Here is an 18073-nt window from a genome sequence, read left to right as displayed (position 1 = left end):
GACAGACGTTGTCGACCATCCGCGCCCTTCTAGTCTGACGTTAGTCCCGGTCCGACGCCGTCGATGAAATGAATCGGTCGAGTCCGGTCCGCTTCAGAACGGGAGCGACGACATCCCAGTCTTCCTCTGGGAGCCCGATAAAGAAGAGCACGCCGAGATACGTCGCGCCTGTCGTAAGCATGCCGACAACCTCGTGGAGGAACCAGGGGTCGAGTGCCGCACTCGCGCCCCAGCCGGCGATGCCGGAGACAATGCCGGCTCCGATGGGACGGAGGTAGGCCGCACTGAAGGGGGTGACGTCGAGCAGGTACTTTACCTGGAGGTACTGAATCACGTTGACCATCGTGACGGAGACAGCCGTTGCTACGGCGGCTCCAACCGGGCCGTAGATCGGAATCAGCCACAGGTTGAGACCGACATTGATCACAGCGAGGGCGATGTTGTCCACGAGAACGAGCCGCTCGTGATCGCTCATCTGCAGCATCAATCCGATCGTCCCGATGGCGCCGTTCAGAAAGGAGCCGACAGCGAGGACCATGACGACCGGGGCGGCCGGGAGGAACTCAGCACCGAATAGCCAGAGGAGTGGTTCGGGAAAAAGAACGAGCGCAAGTCCGAGCGGAATCGACAAGGTTACGATCCATCGCGTGGTGACCTGAAAAAGGCTTCTCAGTTCACTGCGGCGCCCGGTGTGGTACAGGTCGGAAATCAGCGGTGTAAAGGTTGCGCTCACGGATGTGAGCATGAAGCGAACCTGAGTCGCGAGGAGGGCGGCAACATTGTAAAGGCCAACGTCTGCGGAGGTGGCCAGCAGACCGATCATGATCCGATCTGCCTGATCTACGAACAGGGCCGTCAGGGTAACGCCCATGACGGGGAGGGAGTAGCCGAGCAAGCCGCCAACATCGAACGCGGATTTGACGTCACCATCTCGCAGGACGGGGGCGATCCGTATGACGACGTAGAGACCGAGTCCGGCACTGACGACCGACGACGCGACGAATGCCATCACCGCTCCGTCCAGCGCCCAACCAAAGACGAATGCCGTGCCGACGAAAAGAAGATTCATCAGCGGCTGAGCAACTGTACCGACGGTGACGTCCGCGGTCATCACCTGCAGTCCGCGAGCGGCCCGGGAGGAGAGAAAGGTGAAAACGTAGAACGGGAGCGCGAAGGCAAAACTGCGAAGCACGGACGCGAGTGCAGCATCCGAAAAGACCTGGACGGCCAGCCAAGTGCTTGAGATGTACAGGATGCCGGCGAGGCCCGTTGCCGCGGCGAGGCCAAGGCCCAGACTGGCTATGAGCGTTCCCTTGACGCGAGCCAATTCGTCCTTCGCGCGAGCCTCCGAACTAAATCGGACCACGCCTCCGTGCAGGCCGAGCGTGCCGATCTCCCGCATGATCTGCATGACGCTTATAGCCAGCGTGTACGTGCCATATAGAGCGGCCCCGAGCCCTCGACTCAGCACGATCTGCAGGCACATGCCGATCAGCTTCCCCGCCATTTGCCCGGCGAATACAATCCCACTTCCCTTTGCAACTCGACGGGTTAGATTTCCGATATCCACGACGGAGCGTGTGCTGGCAAAGAGGGAAGAGATGGGCACGTGATGCCTGAGGGTACGGCCAATGGTACGAATGCTTGCCCGGCAAGATCAACGGTACGGCGATTTGCGACACCGGCTTCATAGGGTGTTCCGCATCCACGCACACGGATCCCATATCCGGAAGCGAACCAGACGCGAGAGCCCGCGTGCAAGGCATGATTCCGGCGCGACTCACCGCCCATTCTCGACCGCTGACCCTCTAACTTGCTGTCCCCGACGTGCCCTCGACGGATACCGGTTCACAAGGTCCTATTTTCTGGGAACGCCTTCGCAAGGTGTTTCAGACGTCCGGCAACAGCCAACATGAGCCGGAAGACCCGAATCGTACTCTTGTCATTGCCGTCTGCGTTTTAATTTCGGCGACGTTGTGGCTTACGCTTACACTTGATGAGCAGCGGACCGTTGTGATCGATATCCCCACGCAGGTCGTCAACCTGCCGCCGGATCGTGCTCTCACGAGCCTTCCACCGGAGGCCGTTCGTGTGGAACTGAAGGGACAGGGACTACAACTCATCTTACTCCGGCTCAATCCCCCGGAGGTAGCGGTCGACGTGTCCAACTCGCCCGTCGATGTCCGCAGTGCTCTCGCAGTTCCTGAAACCCAGAACATTCAGGTTGTGAGTGTTTCGCCACAGCAGATCGACGTACCCACGGAAACTCGCACGGAGCGTCGACTTCCGATCCGGTCGAAGGTGACCGTTGACATGCCGCGATCCTACGAAATGCTCGGGCCCTTGCGTCTACGGCCGGATTCGGTGACCATTTCCGGGGCGCGGTCGATTGTCGAGTCGTTCGCCTCCTGGCCAACGAAAGCGATTACCCTGGACGATGTGCGGGACTCTGTGCGCGTACAGGTGCCACTCTCCGACACGCTTGACCAGCTCCTTGAGAGGAGCATCTCGTCCGTAGCAGCGGTGGCTCAGGCAGGTCGCTTCACCGAAGACTCCCTTCGCGTCGATGTCGAAGTAAGCGGCGTGCCGTCCGACCAAAACCTCGTTGCATTGGAGCCCTCCGTGATCACCGTGAAGTATCGGGTGTTGTTTGAGCACACGTTCGAAGCGAAAACGGCCCCTGGCTTCTTTGCGACGGTGTCGTACGAAGAAATTCGCTCCGACACGTCGGGCTTCGTGGAGCCGGAAATTACGGTGCCCTCGGATCTTCAGATTCGCGATCCGAAGCCGTTCCCGCAGCGTCTGCGCTACTATACGTTCGTCACAGGCGAGTAGACGAACGGTCACTCATTGCACGACGTCTCGTGGTTAACGTCACGAGACGCCCCTCCTCATTCTGCGTTTTCCTCTCTTTCTGCATGCTGTATCTATCTCTCGCGGTTCTCTGTAGCGTTTCCATTGGGATGATTTTCAAGGTGGCGGGGCAGCGTCAGCTTGATCGGACCGCACTCCTGACAATCAACTACGCGGCTGCCGTTGGTGTGGCCGGGGTTCTGATCGCGATCGGCGGACGGGGAGCCTCCGATGGACTGACGCTCTCCGGTCCACTTCTCCTGCTCGGGATCGGAACGGGAGCGCTTCTCATCTTCGGGTTTTTCATGTTGATGGTCGCTACCGATGTGGCGGGAATGGGGCTCTCCATCGGCGTGATGCGCGTGTCCGTTGTGCTTCCGTTTCTCGCCTCATGGCTTATCTGGGCCGAAGAACCGTCTGTGATGCAACTCATCGGAATGGGGTGTGCGGCTGTGGCGTTCTTTCTGATTGCCCAGACTCCAGATGGGAGCGCTGATGCGATTGATGAACCCATTCGGAACAGTGAACCGGTCCATGAGGGCGTACCGGCCACGGCCGGCGCATACGTAACAACGGCAGCATCCGAAGGTGAGGGGGCGCCCGAGGAGAGCGACGTCTTCGTAGAGGAAGAAAGAGGACTCGACGTGCCGGAACCAAACGCGAAAGTTCTGGGGACACTGTTTATCCTGTTCCTTTCAGGCGGAGCGGTCGACATCACCATGAAAACGTTCCAGGAGGGCTTTGGGGCCGATAACAGCCGTTTCATGTTTCTCCTCCTCGCATTCGGCATCTCGTTTCTAATCGGGCTCGTCTACGTCGTACAGAAAGGCATTCGCACGGGAGTATGGCCGGACCGGCAAACATGGGTCTGGGGAATCGGCCTCGGGATCATCAATTACGGCTCCCTGGAATTTCTTCTCCGTGCCCTCGAGCAATTACCGGGTACGGTTGTTTTCCCGATTAACAACATCTCGATCGTCGTACTGGCTGCCCTTCTTGGCGTCGCGTTCTGGCGTGAGCGCCTGACAAAGACGAACATCTGGGGGCTTGCTCTCGCCGTTGTCGGACTCGTCCTTCTATCAAACGCCGAACTACTCACCCGCGTACAATCGTTGTTCGGCATTGGCCCGGCGTAACCGTTTCGGCTGCGCTCGTCGATTTCCTATGACAAAACCTTGACCACCCGTGACATCTACGCAGCGTGGCGCCATTCTCGGAGGGATCGTCGCCGGTGCCCTGATCGCCGCGGTATTTGTCTGGTGGCTCCGTGGTCCGTCCGAAGCGACGGTCCGGCGGACCGTGGTCACAACGGTACAGAGCGAGACGCCGGCCTCTGTGCTTGTGACCGGGAAGCTGCATATGAGCGCGACGATCGACATTGATTCGACGTCGTTTATGACGCCGTCGTGGATGACATCAATGCTGCAGATCACGCAGCCGGAACTCCTACCTTACACCACTGGCACCGCGTCCGTCCGCGTTCGCATTCCTGGCACCGTGTCATACGGTTTCAACGTGAAGGACCTCACCTCGGAGATGATCGCGGTTGAGGATAGGAGGGTCACGGTGCAGGTGCCAGAGTTGTCCGTTCAGAGCGTGGAGCCGGACCTTCGGCAGCTGGAGGTCCGGACATCATCAAGTGGTTGGATGAAAATGTTCACGACGGACATGCAAGAAGAGGTACAGCGAGATGCTCTTGCACGTGTCGAAGCGACCTTCCGCCGCCAGGCGAACGCCCAGCTCGCGTCATCGACGCAGCCGAAAATAAACACCGCACGCGCGCTGCGGAGCATGTTGACGCCGGCTCTCGAATCCGCGGGCGTAGCGAACCCAAGCTTTCAATTTCGGGTGGGGGACGATTTTGTTCTGACCCCGACCGGCCCGCCGGAGTCCGAGTCGGTACCAAGGGGAGAAGGCGACGGGCGGTGATGTAGATACGCTCATCCAGGGTAGCTCGGGTACGGCTTGTCGAGTACGAGGCGCCGCAGTTGTGCGATTTCCTGCTCCTGCATTTCTTTCTCAAACTGAAGCAGGTCGCGAAGCGAAACGACTCCGTACAGGTTCGACTCGTCAGCGACCGGGAGATGCCGGATATGGTTGTCGTGCATGATCTGGAGGGCTTCGCCGCGCGACGTCTCGTCCGACACAACAATCACGTCGCCCGTCATGACGTCTTCGATCGGGGTTGACGCCGGATCCAGGCCCGCGTCAATGACCCGAGTGAGTAGGTCGCGTTCGGAAAAGATGCCGACCAGATCCTCGTTGTCTTTTAGAATGAGAATGGAGCCGATATTGTGCTCGGACATGGTCGCGACGGCCTCCTGCACCGTGGTCGTGGGAGACGTGTATACCACGACGCCGGCTCGTTCGAGCAATTCAGAAATCGGTCGTTCGAGAGACATAATGCTCCGTCATTTTTGGGAGAGCAATGGAAAGAGAAGGACAGAGCCAAGAGAGCGGCGTTTCCCACATGCTTCCTGCTCATCGTTCGATTACGAGAACGTCTGATTACCGACCTGATATGCGCCACTACGACCACGATCGGTGCGGTCACTGGGACAAGGCGGCGCCAAGCCTTGCATTTACGGTTCGATCTTTCAAAAAATACTGAAACTGCCTCTTCGCTTTCGGGTACGCTTGACTCGCATAGTGCACTGGACTTCATCTAGCTGCTGACTTTCCGAGTTTTGTTTATGACCGAGTCAGGTCCACGTTCTGGTACTGAGCCAACGTCTGACGCGGATGGTCGCACGTTCGTGGACACGCCTTACGGCTTGTTTACTGAGCAGGGGCTCTGGTTTCACGTGCGGGAGGAGGAGCTGGAGACGTACGCTACAGACGTCTTGGATGCAGTGAGCATCGATACCCTGGTCGCCTGGGCGTCCGTCTGGCTGCGTTCGCCTCGTACGCTCTCGCTCTGGTTACTGCCCATCTTCCTATGGACGCTGTCACCAGTATGGGCAGCTGGTGCCATGCTCGGGGTGCACGGACTCTGGACGCTTTTTGGACCTTCGCTCGTTAGCGAGCTCGCCGCACGTCTGCTCGGGTATCTTGAGAACGTGCTGGCTCAGGCACTTTACTACGTTCTCATTCTGAGCGCTCTCGCGTCCTCGGGCGCACAGGTAGCCGTGATCGTGGGGCTGAGCGGGTTTATCGCACTACGGTTCCAACTAGTCGACAAGGGGATGAAATTCGCTCTCCGACCTGCCATCCGGCGAATGTACTCGCTCCCGCTGCCCGACCAGGTTCTCCGCGCCTTTCTGATCCGCGTTGCTTTAAACCGACGACTGCCGATCCCACAACTCGATGAAATGGCATCCGAGATGCTCGATCGCTGGGGAGATTCGCGCAAGCCGGGAAATTAATGCGCGTGCGGCCCGAGTACGGCCGTCGTACAACTTCGCTCTAGACACCTGTACACGCTGAATGATGCTAACAACTGACCCCACGCCGCCCGAGGCGACGGTGTTGTATTTCGTCCGGCATGGTGAAACCGAGTACAATCGGAAAGGCATCGTGCAGGGTAGCGGCATCGACAGCGTTCTCAACGAAACCGGCCGGAGCCAGGCTCAACGTCTGGGACGGCGGTTTGCGGCAGAATCGATCGATGTGGTGTACTCTAGCACGCTCGTCCGAGCAAAACAGACCGCTGATATCGTAACGAAGCATCTCGAATCCGTTGAACGGTGCCAGCTGGATGATCTGAGGGAGATGTCATGGGGCGTGCTCGAAGGAGAGCCGCCGTCGGACACCAGAGATTCTTCTCTTGAGGAGATCAAGACCTTCTGGTCGAACGGGAAATACGGCCATGCGGTGGATGGGGGCGAGTCGATTCTTGACGTGCGGGAGCGCGCAGTACGAGCAGCCCAGCATATCGTGGAGGTCGAAGGCGGACGAAATATTCTCGCCGTGACGCACGGGCGCTTCCTTCGCGTGCTTCTTGCTTCGATATGCGAGGACTATGACCTATCCCACATGTCGACCCTCGGCCATTCCAATACATGCGTGAACCGGGTCGTGTACCGTGACGGTGTGTTTCGAGCAGACCTTCTAAACTGTACATCCCACCTGGCTACGGCCGCATAACGACGCCATCACTCGGCGTATTTTTCGATCGCTCAGTTCGCAACATGAATACCTCTGATTCACTTGCCGTCTCCCGTGTGAGGCAGATCGACGCTGCCGATGCCGTTCGATCGTCGCTGGTCCGCCAGGTGCGGGCGGCGATTCAGGGCGTCAACGGTCACCGTACCGTACGTCGCGTTCTCGTTGACGTGGAGCAGCGAGTCGATACCGCAGACTTCCTGCGGTCGCAGGCATTCGAGACGTCCGTTTACTGGGCCGGGCGTGGGACAGATCGGTCAGTTGCAGCTGTCGGGGCTGCAGAGGTCTTGAGCGGTAAAAGCGGTGCCGTGGACACAGATGTACTTGAGGATGCGATCGTGGCCCGGGCACAGAGTCTTCCCGACGGAGCCCGCTACTACGGCGGCATGCGCTTCGATGCGTTTCAGGCGACGAATAACGATTACCCGGATCGCGGTTGGGAGTCCTTCGGCACGTATCGCTTTGTGTTGCCGCGCTTTGAACTTATTCAGTCGGGCTCCGAGCAACACATCGTCTGCAACATCGTCGGCCCTTCAGATGTGAAGCACATTGATGAAGTAGTTGCCGATGTGAACCGACTGCTTTTACCCGCTAAACGACAGAGGTCGCCAGGTTTCCCTTCGCCTACGGGTCGGACGGATGTGCCCGCTCGGGAAAACTGGATGTCGATCATTCAGGGCGTGCTCGAGAGTATTTCGGCAGGGGCCGTGGAAAAGGTGGTCATGGCGCGTAGTGCTACGCTTTCGCACGACGTAGACGTCGATCCGTACGCGGTGCTTCAACAACTTGCACCGGCGACGCCGAATTGTTTTCATTTCTCGTTCGACTTCGGCGGCGATAGCACCTTCGTCGGTGCCTCTCCAGAGCGGTTATTTCGCCAAACGAATTGCACCGTTTACAGCGAAGCGGTTGCGGGAACGCGCTCACGTGCGCAGACGACACGGGAAGATCGAGCGCTGCGAGATGACCTCATGACGAGCGATAAAGATCGGCGGGAGCATGCTTTTGTGGAGGATGCGATCCGAGAAATGTTGGCGCCGCTCTGCACGACGCTCGACAGCCCGAATCAGCGGACCGAAATGAAATTGTCCGGGGGGCGTCACATCTGGACACGGATCGAGGGGACGCTAAACGACGATGTCTCGCCGGTGGCACTTCTCGCTGCACTGCATCCGACGCCGGCAGTAGGCGGCGTGCCGTCGGAGCGCGCGCTGGAGACGATTCGTGAACGGGAAGGATTTGACCGAGGCTGGTATGCCGGACCGGTGGGGTGGATCGGGAAGGATGAAGCCGAATTTGCGGTAGCGATCCGGTCGGCTCGCATCCGGGGAGCGCAAATGGCGCTGTACTCCGGCGCCGGGATCGTGCGAGGGTCGGATCCGCAAGAGGAATGGGACGAGATCGAGCAGAAGATCGGTAACTTTCTTAGCCTTGTCGATTAACGCTAGGCGACGAGTCTCGCCGCCGCGCCCGTCTATTCAGCCATCAGTCTACCGTCCGCTTCCGTCTTGACTCGTTCCCCGCTCGACGCCGAGAATACGACGTACCTCTGGGCTCGAAGCATCGTCGAAGAGCTCGTCCGCTGCGGCATAGATACGTTTTTCGTCGCTCCGGGCTCGCGTTCGACACCGTTGACCGTCTCCGTTGCCGAGCATCCGGATACGCAGGTGGTCGTGCACGTCGATGAACGGGGGACGGCCTTCGCTGCCCTCGGATACGGTCGCGCGACGGGGCGACCGGCCGGGTGGATCACGACGAGCGGAACGGCTGTGGCGAACGGTCTGCCCGCCGTCGTCGAAGCCTCCGTCGATGGCGTCCCGTTACTCTGCCTGACGGCCGACCGGCCACCGGAACTGCGGGGATCTGGCGCGAACCAGACGATTGACCAGGTGGACATTTTCGGGTCGTATCCGCGGCACTTTGTCGATCTTCCGCCGCCGTCGGGCAACATACCGCTTGAAGCCGTCCTCTCCACCGTAGATGAGGCCGTTTCACACGCGATGCGCGTTCCTCCGGGACCGGTTCATCTCAATGCGGGGTTTCGAAAGCCGTTGGAGCCGGTCTCTAATGGCCCACTCCCGACGCTCTCGAAGCGCTTGCGGCGGTGGGCTGGATCCAGAGAGCCGTTGATGCGGCGCCCGACCGCACAGCCGTCTGTGACAGCAGCGGTGATGGATGTGCTTGCTCAACACGTACGGGGCGTCGAACGCGGATTGATCGTGGCGGGACGCCTGGATGGCAAGGAAGAAATGGAAGCGGTCCGGTCGTTCGCCGAGCACGTGCAGTGGCCGCTTATCCCAGACATTACGTCCGGATTGCGGCTCGGGTCGGCTGGGACAGCCCCGCGGGTCGCCCATGCAGACAGCATTCTCGCTGACAGCGACGCCGGTGACGCATGGGCACCGGAGGTCGTGTTGCATTTTGGCGGTCGTGCTGTTTCGAAGCGGCTCCGCCTCCTTCTACGGGATGCCGCTCCCTCCGTGTATGCGGTCGTGCGCCCGGACCCGTCGCGCTTCGACCCTGATCATCGCGTAACCGACCACATTGAGGCTCGTGTTGCTCCTGTGTGCGCAGGCCTCGTTGAGCGAAGCGAGCGACAGGGGGCGAGCAAATGGACCCAGCGGTGGCTCCAGGCGGACACGACGGTTGCTGAGACCCTTCAGAATGGGCTAATGGCTGCAGATGACACCCCGAGACTGTCTGAGCCCGGCGTTGCGCGGTTGATCACGCGACGGATTCCTGCATCCCATGCTCTCGTGCTGGCGAGTAGCATGCCTGTGCGGGATGCAAACCGCTACGCTCATACGGACGGAGCGAGGGTGTCCGTGCTGGCCAACCGGGGGGCGAGCGGGATCGACGGGACGATCGCGACGGCGGCGGGCTGTACCGTTGGGACGGAAGACCCAGCGACACTCGTCATCGGAGATCTGGCTGCGCTTCACGATATGTCGTCGCTCGCTCTTCTGCAGAAGCATCCGGTCGTCGTCGTGCTCATCAATAACGAGGGAGGGGGCATCTTTCACTTTCTGCCTATCTCCGATCACGACACAGTCTTCGAGTCATATTTCGCCACTCCGCAGTCGGTTGACTTTTCGCGTGCCGTGGAGGCGTTCGGTCTGCACTGGGCTCAGGCGCAGACGCTGAATGACCTTGCGTCTGTCTACGATGAGGCATGCGGGCGTGCTGCAACCGAGGGTACGTCGACAATCATCGAGGTCCAGACGGACCGAAACGACAATCGCCACATACACGACCGCCTCGACACGCAGTGCGCCGAGGCGGTCGCGAAGGTGCTCGCAAAGCAGTAACAGGGTGCAATGAGCGCCCGGTTACGGTTAACGAAATCGGATTAGGAAGATGTTGCGGGCGTATTGCCCATCTGCTCGCGATACACCGCTTCCAGGTTTTGTGCGAGTGGCAGCGGCCAGTCGTCCGAAGAGTACTCCTCGAATCCCGGCAGATTCGTTTCCTTCTTGAGCGTTCCGAGGTCGACGCCTTCGGCCCGTTTTGCCTGGACGAACTCGCTCAGAGCCGTCAAGTAGTCGCGCATCTGCAACAGTCCGGCGCGTGAGCCGATGATGCCGTGATCCGGATGGCCGTGTCCGAAGATGAACTGTGTATCGTCATCGTAGCGGTCGTGAAGGGTTTCGAGCGTCGAGATCCAGTTTTCTACGTGGGCTCCGCCGTCCACGTCAATGAAGGGAACGACACGGTTAAACACGAGATCGCCGGTATGGACGATGTTTGCCCGTTCGAAAAAGATCGTCGCATCGCCTCCGGTGTGGGCCGGACCGTCGTGGTGGAGGGAGACCGTTTCGTCGGCCACGTCCGTCGACCATTCGTCAGCGAACGTCGTTTCGGCGATAGCAGCGTCGTCGGCGTCAGATGACGCGTTTTGAAGGCGGACGCACGCTTCGTGAGCGACGGACCGACCTGCGTGAGGCATCATGGCCGCGTTTCCGCCCGTATGATCTCCATGATGATGCGTGTTAATGAGGAGGTTGAAGAGAGGGTCGGCCGCGTTACCTCTGTGGTCCTCGAACGTTGTTATTGTTGATTCAGCGGTACGATCGTACTGGGTGTCGACAATAACGAGTTGGTCTTCTCGGAGCATCCAGCCGATGGTGCCTCCGTTAGCGACGTAGGTACCGACACCGCGTCTCAACTCCGTTATTTTGTCAACAAATGTTTTGCTGCGGGCAAAAGTTGGACATTTGACCGCGGATGCAGCAAGTAAAGCACCACTGATTGTAATAAATCTTCGGCGAGAAAGCATCTTTTGAGCAGGTTGGGAGCAGAACAGACGAGATAGGTGTAAACGTATGACCTTCCGTTATTGATAACCAAAGTCGGCAGAAACGGACGTGTTACGATGTGCCTTGCTGTGGTGTCCCCGCACACCGGTCACGCAGGGTCGTATAATTCGGTTGAGAGGGGACGCTACCAGATTGCCGGATTACCGCCATGATGCGGCCCCGCGCGGATTCGACATAGTTCCGTCGTGGTCCCGGAGGCTTGATAACGAGGTCTCCGAATCTCCCTTTTGTGAATTGCTTATCGTTCATGCTGAACTACACCACTACCGGTTGTACGGAAAAACCAGTTGTCTGCTTTCTACACGGATTTATGGGTGACTCATCTGACTGGGATGAGATCACGGATGCCCTTTCTGACGATGCACACTGCATACGTGTCGATTTACCCGGACACGGCCAATCTACGGGGTTGCCTTCGTACGTCTACTCGATGGAAGGAGCGACGCAAAGCTTAGCCGACGTTCTCGATGATGCGGGGATCCAAGATTGCCATTTGGTTGGATACTCGATGGGCGGGCGCGTGGCACTCTATTTTGCAATGAATCACCCCGAGCGCGTTCGGTCGCTGGTTCTGGAGTCCGCGTCACCGGGTCTCACCTCGTCCGCAGATCGGGACGCGCGTCTCGCGGTGGACAAAGAGCGAAGCGCGCGGATCCAGAACGATCTGTCCGGCTTTTTGAAGGAATGGTACCGCATGCCGCTGTTCAAATCACTGGCTCGCTATGATTTGGTCGAGTCGATGATTACGAAGCGGGCAAAGAACGACCCGGATGACCTCGCGCGTGCGTTGATCGGAATGAGTGTAGGAGGGCAGCCGTCGCTCTGGGAACGCCTGAAGGAGATGGATATTCCAACGCTAGCCTGCACGGGTGCACTCGACGATAAATACGTCAAAACCACGCGGTATATGGCCGTCGGCTCTCGCCGCATGGAAACCGTCATTGTCCCGGACGCCGGGCACAACGTGCACGCCGAGCGCCCGCAGGCTTTCCTCTCGCATCTCGTATACTTTTTGTCCCGCAACTGACGCCGATCTACATGCAGACGAGCCGCGCCCGGCCCACCGTATGGATACAGGCAGCCCGCCCGAAAACGCTTGGTGCGGCAATCGCCCCGGTTCTGGTCGGTACGGCCATGGCTCTCGAGGCCGGAAGTCTACACCTCCTTTCCGCTACATGCGCGCTGATTAGTGCCATTCTCATTCAGGTTGGAGTCAACTTTCATAACGACTATCACGATTACCTGAAGGGAACGGACACGGAGGAGCGGGTGGGTCCAGAACGCGTCACGCAGGCGGGACTCGTCGATCCAGAAACGATGCGGTTCGCGACAATAGCTGTTTTTGCCGTCGCGGTTCTTGCGGGGCTTTACTTGATCTGGCGAGGCGGTTGGCCCATTCTAGCAATCGGCATCGCCTCGATCCTCTCGGCGCTATGGTATACCGGGGGGCGCTACTCACTGGCGTATATGGGCGCAGCCGATCTATTCGTATTCGTGTTTTTCGGGCCTGTGGCCGTCGGAGGCACGTATTACGTTCAGGCGTTGTCCGTAAGCTGGGAGGTGCTTTTTGCTGGAGCCGGACCGGGGCTCCTTGCCGTCGCCATTTTGCTCGTCAACAACATCCGCGACGTGGAAGGCGACCGTAACGCTCGTAAGCGAACGCTCGTGGTTCGGCTCGGTCGACGTGTGGGGGTCTACTTTTACGCGATCTGCCTTCTCCTCGCGTTCGGCATTCCGGCCATCCTGTACGCGGTCACCGGCGCGCATCCGTGGGCCATGGTAGCTATGGTTGCGTTACCGCTGGCGATTCAGCCGGTCCGTATCCTCCAAGCAACGACGGATCCACGCAAGCTCAACCCGCTCCTGGGAGCCACTGGGCGACTCCTCGTGCTCTGGGCGCTTCTTTTCTCGATCGGCTGGAATATCTAGCTTACAACGTGATTTCCCATCGCATCTACGACCTCGACTCCGTCTGGCATGCCGATGATTGAACGAATCGAGGTGCGTCCGTATGCGCTCCCGCTTGCGGCGCCGATTGACCTCGGAGGCATGGAGATTGACCAGCGACACGGATGCCTCGTTCAGGCGGTATTTCGCGCCGGGGACGTTACAGTGTTTGGCGTCGGCGATGTCGCACCTCTTCCAGGATTCAGCCGAGAAACGGTCGAGGAGGCGATATCTGCTCTCCACTCGATTATACCGAGCTGGGAGGGAAGAGAACTACCTCGTGACTCACGTCTCGGGCACCTGAAGACGCTTCCCTCGTCGTCGATCCCATCCGTTCGGTTCGGCCTCGAGCAGGCGCTCGCATCCGCCGTCGCGAAAAGCCAGTCTAAACGTCTCATCGAGTGGATTCGGCCAACCGCACGGTCGAAGGTGTCCCTCAACGCCCTGTTGATGGGGACGCCCGATGAGATCGTCGAGTCGGCATCGAATCTCGAAACCGGGCCGGGCGGCTATCGAGCCGTGAAGGTTAAGGTCGGGCGCCACGACCTCCATGCGGAAGCCGCCGCGATCCGCAGGCTATACGCGATGTGGGAAGAGACCGTTGAACTTCGACTGGATGCGAATCGTGCCTGGACCGTCGAGGAGGCAACTTCGTTCGCGGAAGCACTCGAAGACACGCCGATCTCCTATCTCGAAGAGCCGCTTTCATCGCCGAAGCATCTACGGAGGTGGTCGATGGCCACCGGCGTGCCGGTGGCGCTGGACGAGTCTACGCGCGAAAAGTCAGTCGATGAACTCACGAAAGATCGTTTTGCCGCGGCGTTTGTTGTTAAGCCCTCATTGATCGGTCTCCTCGGCACAATTCGGCTGGAGCGGGCGATTCGCGATGCCGGTGTAGAGGTTGTGATTAGCTCCTCGTACGAGTCTGGGGTTGGACTCGCCGGACTGGCTATGCTCGCTGCAGTTCTTGGGGACAGGGACATTCCGGCTGGCCTGGACACATACCGCCGTCTCGCCGCAGATGTTACCGAGGAATTGCTTCCCATTCAAGGTCCTACCATCGACGTTGACGAACTCTGGCAGGCCCTTCCAACACAGATCTGACAGGGCCTTTGTCGTGTCGATGTTTGGGGCGATACGTCGTGTGTTCTCGATGACCATGGATGCTGGGGGAAGAGAAACATCCGAGTTGATCAAATCTGACGTTCCAATCATTCTCTGACGGAGTGACCGACCGAACCGTGCCTCACCTCCATGATCCCATCGCTAGGTATGCCCAGACGTCACCGGAACGCCCCGCTGTGATTACCGGCGAACGGACGTGGACCTATCGGCAGCTTGATGGCTGGATCACGAGTATCGAACATCGCCTTCTCGGCATCGGGTGTGCACCGGAAACAGTCATCGCCATCGAAGCACCGAAGACGGTTAACACCGTTGCGCTACTCTGGGCCGTTTGGCGCATTGGCGGCATTGCGTGTCCGCTGAATACGCGGCATCCGGCTGAACGGCTTCTCACTCAGTCTAGACGTGTAGGAGCTGATCTACTGGTGGCGCACAGTGAGAACGTGGTAACACAAGCATTGAACGAGAGCATGCGCGCCGTCGCTCTGGATTCTCTCAGTGCGGAGCCGGGGGAGACCCCGGCGCTCGGGGAGGCCTCCGAGATGCGTCCGACGCACCTTCCGCTGGATGCGCGCGCTACAGGCGTATTTACCTCGGGAAGTACCGGTCGACCCAAGATTGCTGTTCACACGCTCGGGAATCACGTTTATAGTGCACGAGGTTCGGCAGAGAACATACCGCTTGGTCTAGGTGACACATGGCTGGCGTCACTCCCGCTGTACCACGTCGGGGGACTCGCGATTCTGTTTCGGACGGCCCTTGCCGGCGCGGCCATTGCGATGCCAAACCCGGAAGCGTCTTTTTCCCAGGCAGTAATCGATTTTCGCCCTACACACGTATCGATGGTAGCGACCCAGCTTCGTCGTCTCCTGGATGCTCCGACAGAAAGTAATGTGATGGGTTCGGTCTCGGCTGCCCTTATCGGTGGAAGTGCTATCCCGGCTGAATTCCTTGATCGTGCCGTGTCCTATGGATGGCCGGTCCACACGAGTTACGGGAGCACGGAGATGAGTTCGCAGATCACGACCACGCCTCCTGCTGCGGATCGGAAGACGTTGGCAACGTCGGGCTTTCTTCTCCCACATCGAGAGCTAGAAATTCGGGAGGGAGCGATATACGTTCGCGGTCGGACGCTCTTTGCGGGGTATGCAACTAATGCCGGGGCCACGGGGGAGCTTGACGACGCACGCACGACGGGTGGCTGGTTTGCAACGGGGGATCTCGGGTACCTTGATGACAACGGGCGTTTATGTGTTACCGGTCGAGCCGATCGACTCATCATTTCCGGAGGAGAAAACATTCAACCGGAGGAAATCGAAAAGGAGCTCGAACGGTTGGAGGGCGTTCGTCGAGCTGCGGTCGTTGGGGTACCGGACGAGGAATTTGGTCGTCGTCCCGTTGCGTTCGTTCGGTGGGACTCAGGCGCTGATCGCAGGGACCTTGTACCTGAGTTACGCGGGGTTCTCCCCGGATACAAAATACCGGATGCCATTCACGTCATGCCCGATTCTGCTGTAGCACAGCGCATGAAAGTCGACTACGAGGTTCTGGAAGCGGCGGCACGTAAGTTGCGGTAACACTGAGTTAACAAGACGAAGCTCACGTGTTCGCATTGCATTCAGAGAATTCCCGACATTAGGGTTGGAGAAAACAGAAGTTGTTGAGACCCCTTCTCGGCGAAATCTCTGCGCCTAACCTTCCGTAACCGACGCGAACGTAAGCGACCCGCCGAACTGTGGAAAGCCTCACCCGTCTGATGAACACGGTGGGTAGCTTTCTTACGCGCGGATCTCTCCATCCGTGCTGGCGACTCTGTTTTTGCCAGTTGAAGCGAGAGCTTCCCCATTCCCGACACTCCTATGATCGGAAGCGCTTCCAAGTCTATGAGCACACCTGTAACAGCCCGTGACGCCGCCCCCCTCGAACGCGGCCGGGTTCGCTTTACGCCTCTCCAGATGGAGAACATTTACACGCACTTCCGCTGGAATAATGATCCAGAGCTCAATCGTCTCGATAGTGAGATCCCGTACGAGAAGGAGACGTTCGGGCAGTTCAAGAAGCGGTTCGAAAAGATGTGTGAGAACCCTTCCGCCTCGCATCGAGACTTTGAGATCCATGCGAACGGCACGTTAATCGGTATCGCGTATGTCGCTCGAATTAGCGAGCATAACAAGCACGGTTTGATCGGCATCACGATCGGTGACCGCGAATACTGGGGCGAGGGATATGGACGCGAGTCGATGGCCTTGCTCCTCGAATTCTGCTTTCAGCACCTCGGACTCCATCGTGTGAGTGCGGAGACGTTCGAGTACAACACTGCCTGGCGCGACCTCGTACAGGGAATGGGTTTTCAACGGGAGGGAGTTGCCCGTGATTACCTATACCGCGAGGGGGAGTACTACGACAAGGTGAGTTTTGCAATGCTCGAAGGAGAGCACAGCGAAATGGAATACGCCAATGCCCTCGAAGAAGCGGCCTGAGACGACGACGGCCATCTCTTCAGCGAGGGCGCGTTCGTGCTACGAACGAACGCAAACGGACCGGATCGACCTGCCACAAATTCGCAGGTTGTGCCGGTCCGTTTCTATTTGACAGACAACGTGTGATGTGTGATGTAATCGAGATACATCAACGGGAGCGAGGGACGAGGAGGCTATCGACCGTATGAACGACTCCGTTTTGAACGGTGATATCGGCGCGTTCTATGGAGGCTATCGTCCCGTCCGAGAGCGTGATCGTGACTTCACCCGTGTCAGGATCGCGCACGGCTTCGATCGCGTCGCCAGAGAGGGTCTGAAGCTCGGTGGGCGAGGTAGGGATCTGTGACGTTGGATAGGTCCCGGAGACAATATGGGTGGCGAGAACGCGATTCAGGTCGAGAAGTCCCAGTTCATCTTCACTGATTGATCCATCGTCACTGCTGTCAACGTTAGCGACGAACGCATCATTCGTTGGTGCAAAGAGCGTGATTGATCCACCAGAGCCTTGAAGCGGGCCCACGATCTCAGGACCTGCGAGGTCCACCGCGTTTTCGAGAACGAGCAGGTCCTCTTGGATAACGACGCGTTGCATCGCGTTCAGGCGGCCGAGCATGGCTTCGTCAAGGACGTGGATGACCCCGTTCGACGCGGTGATATCTGATGTCACGATGCGAGCACCGTCTACGGTGAGTCCGTCGGACGTGGAAAACGCGATCGATGCACCGTCCATCGTTGTGACCGTGAGTCCATCCGTGATGTCACCGGCATAAAGCGCCATTCCTTCGATGATGTGATGTTGAGAGACCAGGTCACGGATGCCAATATCGCCGACGACCGTATCCCGTTGTATTCCCTCAAATGCCGCATCGCGGGGGAGGAGAACCGTGAATGAGCCGTCTTCGTCCAGCCGATTTGCGAGACTGGAATCCGCTTCGACGATCGCAGAGAAGGTCGACATTTCCTGCAGCGAACGCATCAGCGATCGGACCGACTCGTTCGGAATGGAGGAGACATCCGACGTGTCGCATGCCCCAAGTAATAGAGTCAGGATAAGGGCCGCGAAAACAGATCCCCAGCGTCGGGAGTGATGACTCATGGATCGGATGGAGCGGAGAAGAGAAGGCGTAAATGATCATCAGGATGCACGGCCGGACCGTTAGCTGACGGCGCGGACAGGGAAACGGCGGATAACGTGCCGTCAGTGCAACACGCATCCGCCGTCGGGTGCCTAATCGGGAATCGGGCTTG

The 18073-nt window shown here is 58.8% G+C and carries 16 protein-coding genes; 12 read left to right on the top strand and 4 right to left on the bottom strand.

The annotated features are described in order from the left end of the window. Nucleotides 1-40 precede the first annotated feature (40 nt). Complete coding sequence (locus CRI94_RS03295) at nt 41-1609, bottom strand: flippase (RefSeq protein WP_143815279.1); 1569 nt, start codon at nt 1607-1609, stop codon at nt 41-43. A 275-nt stretch (nt 1610-1884) separates the two neighbouring features. On the opposite strand from CRI94_RS03295, the gene CRI94_RS03290 reads away from it, so the two are divergent. From CRI94_RS03290 to CRI94_RS03280, 3 genes are all read left to right on the top strand, one after another. Beyond that, entirely contained in the window at nt 1885-2835 is a 951-nt protein-coding gene (locus CRI94_RS03290) for a CdaR family protein (RefSeq protein WP_143815278.1), read from the top strand. A gap of 83 nt (nt 2836-2918) precedes the next feature. Further along, nucleotides 2919-3989, top strand: coding sequence for an EamA family transporter (locus tag CRI94_RS03285; RefSeq protein WP_098074212.1), 1071 nt, complete (start codon nt 2919-2921; stop codon nt 3987-3989). A gap of 49 nt (nt 3990-4038) precedes the next feature. Then, nucleotides 4039-4782 (top strand): DUF4230 domain-containing protein, encoded by a 744-nt coding sequence (locus CRI94_RS03280; RefSeq protein ID WP_098074211.1) that lies wholly within the window; start codon nt 4039-4041, stop codon nt 4780-4782. 11 nt (nt 4783-4793) lie between these two features. On the opposite strand, the gene CRI94_RS03275 is transcribed toward CRI94_RS03280, so the two are convergent. Further along, a complete protein-coding gene (locus CRI94_RS03275; protein WP_098074210.1) occupies nt 4794-5255 on the bottom strand; it encodes a CBS domain-containing protein in 462 nt (153 codons plus the stop codon). Between the two features lie 291 nt (nt 5256-5546). Between CRI94_RS03275 and CRI94_RS03270 the strand changes: the two genes are divergently transcribed. The 4 genes from CRI94_RS03270 to menD all read left to right on the top strand — a co-directional run bounded on the left by CRI94_RS03270 (nt 5547) and on the right by menD (nt 10265). Further along, nucleotides 5547-6218 carry a hypothetical protein gene (locus tag CRI94_RS03270; protein ID WP_098074209.1) on the top strand — a complete coding sequence of 224 codons (672 nt, stop codon included), beginning with the start codon at nt 5547-5549 and terminating at the stop codon, nt 6216-6218. 61 nt (nt 6219-6279) lie between these two features. Next, on the top strand, nt 6280-6939 hold the full coding sequence (locus CRI94_RS03265; protein WP_245846053.1) for a histidine phosphatase family protein: 660 nt from the start codon (nt 6280-6282) through the stop codon (nt 6937-6939). A gap of 44 nt (nt 6940-6983) precedes the next feature. After that, a complete protein-coding gene (locus CRI94_RS03260) occupies nt 6984-8399 on the top strand; it encodes an isochorismate synthase (RefSeq protein WP_098074208.1) in 1416 nt (471 codons plus the stop codon). A 66-nt stretch (nt 8400-8465) separates the two neighbouring features. Next, nucleotides 8466-10265, top strand: a complete 1800-nt coding sequence (gene menD, locus CRI94_RS03255; protein WP_098074207.1) for a 2-succinyl-5-enolpyruvyl-6-hydroxy-3-cyclohexene-1-carboxylic-acid synthase — start codon at nt 8466-8468, stop codon at nt 10263-10265. A gap of 41 nt (nt 10266-10306) precedes the next feature. Here menD and CRI94_RS03250 read toward each other — a convergent pair whose 3' ends face one another. After that, nucleotides 10307-11071: an MBL fold metallo-hydrolase gene (locus CRI94_RS03250; protein ID WP_179862134.1), complete on the bottom strand. Its 765-nt coding sequence runs from the start codon at nt 11069-11071 to the stop codon at nt 10307-10309. 449 nt (nt 11072-11520) lie between these two features. On the opposite strand from CRI94_RS03250, the gene menH reads away from it, so the two are divergent. From menH to CRI94_RS03225, 5 genes are all read left to right on the top strand, one after another. Further along, a complete protein-coding gene (gene menH / locus CRI94_RS03245; RefSeq protein ID WP_098074205.1) occupies nt 11521-12300 on the top strand; it encodes a 2-succinyl-6-hydroxy-2,4-cyclohexadiene-1-carboxylate synthase in 780 nt (259 codons plus the stop codon). Between the two features lie 11 nt (nt 12301-12311). Further along, nucleotides 12312-13202, top strand: coding sequence for a 1,4-dihydroxy-2-naphthoate polyprenyltransferase (locus CRI94_RS03240; RefSeq protein ID WP_098074204.1), 891 nt, complete (start codon nt 12312-12314; stop codon nt 13200-13202). A gap of 48 nt (nt 13203-13250) precedes the next feature. After that, a complete protein-coding gene (menC, locus tag CRI94_RS03235) occupies nt 13251-14324 on the top strand; it encodes an o-succinylbenzoate synthase (protein ID WP_098074203.1) in 1074 nt (357 codons plus the stop codon). Between the two features lie 122 nt (nt 14325-14446). Further along, nucleotides 14447-15922 (top strand): o-succinylbenzoate--CoA ligase, encoded by a 1476-nt coding sequence (menE, locus tag CRI94_RS03230; RefSeq protein ID WP_179862132.1) that lies wholly within the window; start codon nt 14447-14449, stop codon nt 15920-15922. A gap of 306 nt (nt 15923-16228) precedes the next feature. Then, the gene (locus CRI94_RS03225) at nt 16229-16825 is read left to right on the top strand and encodes a GNAT family N-acetyltransferase (protein ID WP_098074201.1); all 597 of its coding nucleotides are present in this window, start codon (nt 16229-16231) and stop codon (nt 16823-16825) included. A gap of 148 nt (nt 16826-16973) precedes the next feature. On the opposite strand, the gene CRI94_RS03220 is transcribed toward CRI94_RS03225, so the two are convergent. Further along, nucleotides 16974-17921: a fasciclin domain-containing protein gene (locus CRI94_RS03220; RefSeq protein ID WP_098074200.1), complete on the bottom strand. Its 948-nt coding sequence runs from the start codon at nt 17919-17921 to the stop codon at nt 16974-16976. Between the last annotated feature and the right edge of the window lie 152 nt (nt 17922-18073).

The organism is Longibacter salinarum (assembly GCF_002554795.1).
Classification (GTDB): domain Bacteria; phylum Bacteroidota; class Rhodothermia; order Rhodothermales; family Salinibacteraceae; genus Longibacter; species Longibacter salinarum.
Note: the sequence above shows the minus strand (reverse complement) of the source record. Positions and strands in the feature narration are given on the sequence as shown.

Excerpts from the sequence above, each read along its gene's own strand:
- CRI94_RS03275 (WP_098074210.1), bottom strand. The coding sequence starts at position 5,255 with ATGTCTCTCGAACGACCGATTTCTGAATTGCTCGAACGAGCCGGCGTC.
- CRI94_RS03225 (WP_098074201.1), top strand. The coding sequence starts at position 16,229 with ATGAGCACACCTGTAACAGCCCGTGACGCCGCCCCCCTCGAACGCGGC.
- CRI94_RS03240 (WP_098074204.1), top strand. The coding sequence starts at position 12,312 with ATGCAGACGAGCCGCGCCCGGCCCACCGTATGGATACAGGCAGCCCGC.
- CRI94_RS03260 (WP_098074208.1), top strand. The coding sequence starts at position 6,984 with ATGAATACCTCTGATTCACTTGCCGTCTCCCGTGTGAGGCAGATCGAC.
- CRI94_RS03250 (WP_179862134.1), bottom strand. The coding sequence starts at position 11,071 with ATGCTCCGAGAAGACCAACTCGTTATTGTCGACACCCAGTACGATCGT.
- CRI94_RS03285 (WP_098074212.1), top strand. The coding sequence starts at position 2,919 with ATGCTGTATCTATCTCTCGCGGTTCTCTGTAGCGTTTCCATTGGGATG.
- menC (WP_098074203.1), top strand. The coding sequence starts at position 13,251 with ATGCCGATGATTGAACGAATCGAGGTGCGTCCGTATGCGCTCCCGCTT.
- CRI94_RS03265 (WP_245846053.1), top strand. The coding sequence starts at position 6,280 with ATGATGCTAACAACTGACCCCACGCCGCCCGAGGCGACGGTGTTGTAT.
- CRI94_RS03270 (WP_098074209.1), top strand. The coding sequence starts at position 5,547 with ATGACCGAGTCAGGTCCACGTTCTGGTACTGAGCCAACGTCTGACGCG.
- menH (WP_098074205.1), top strand. The coding sequence starts at position 11,521 with ATGCTGAACTACACCACTACCGGTTGTACGGAAAAACCAGTTGTCTGC.
- CRI94_RS03220 (WP_098074200.1), bottom strand. The coding sequence starts at position 17,921 with ATGAGTCATCACTCCCGACGCTGGGGATCTGTTTTCGCGGCCCTTATC.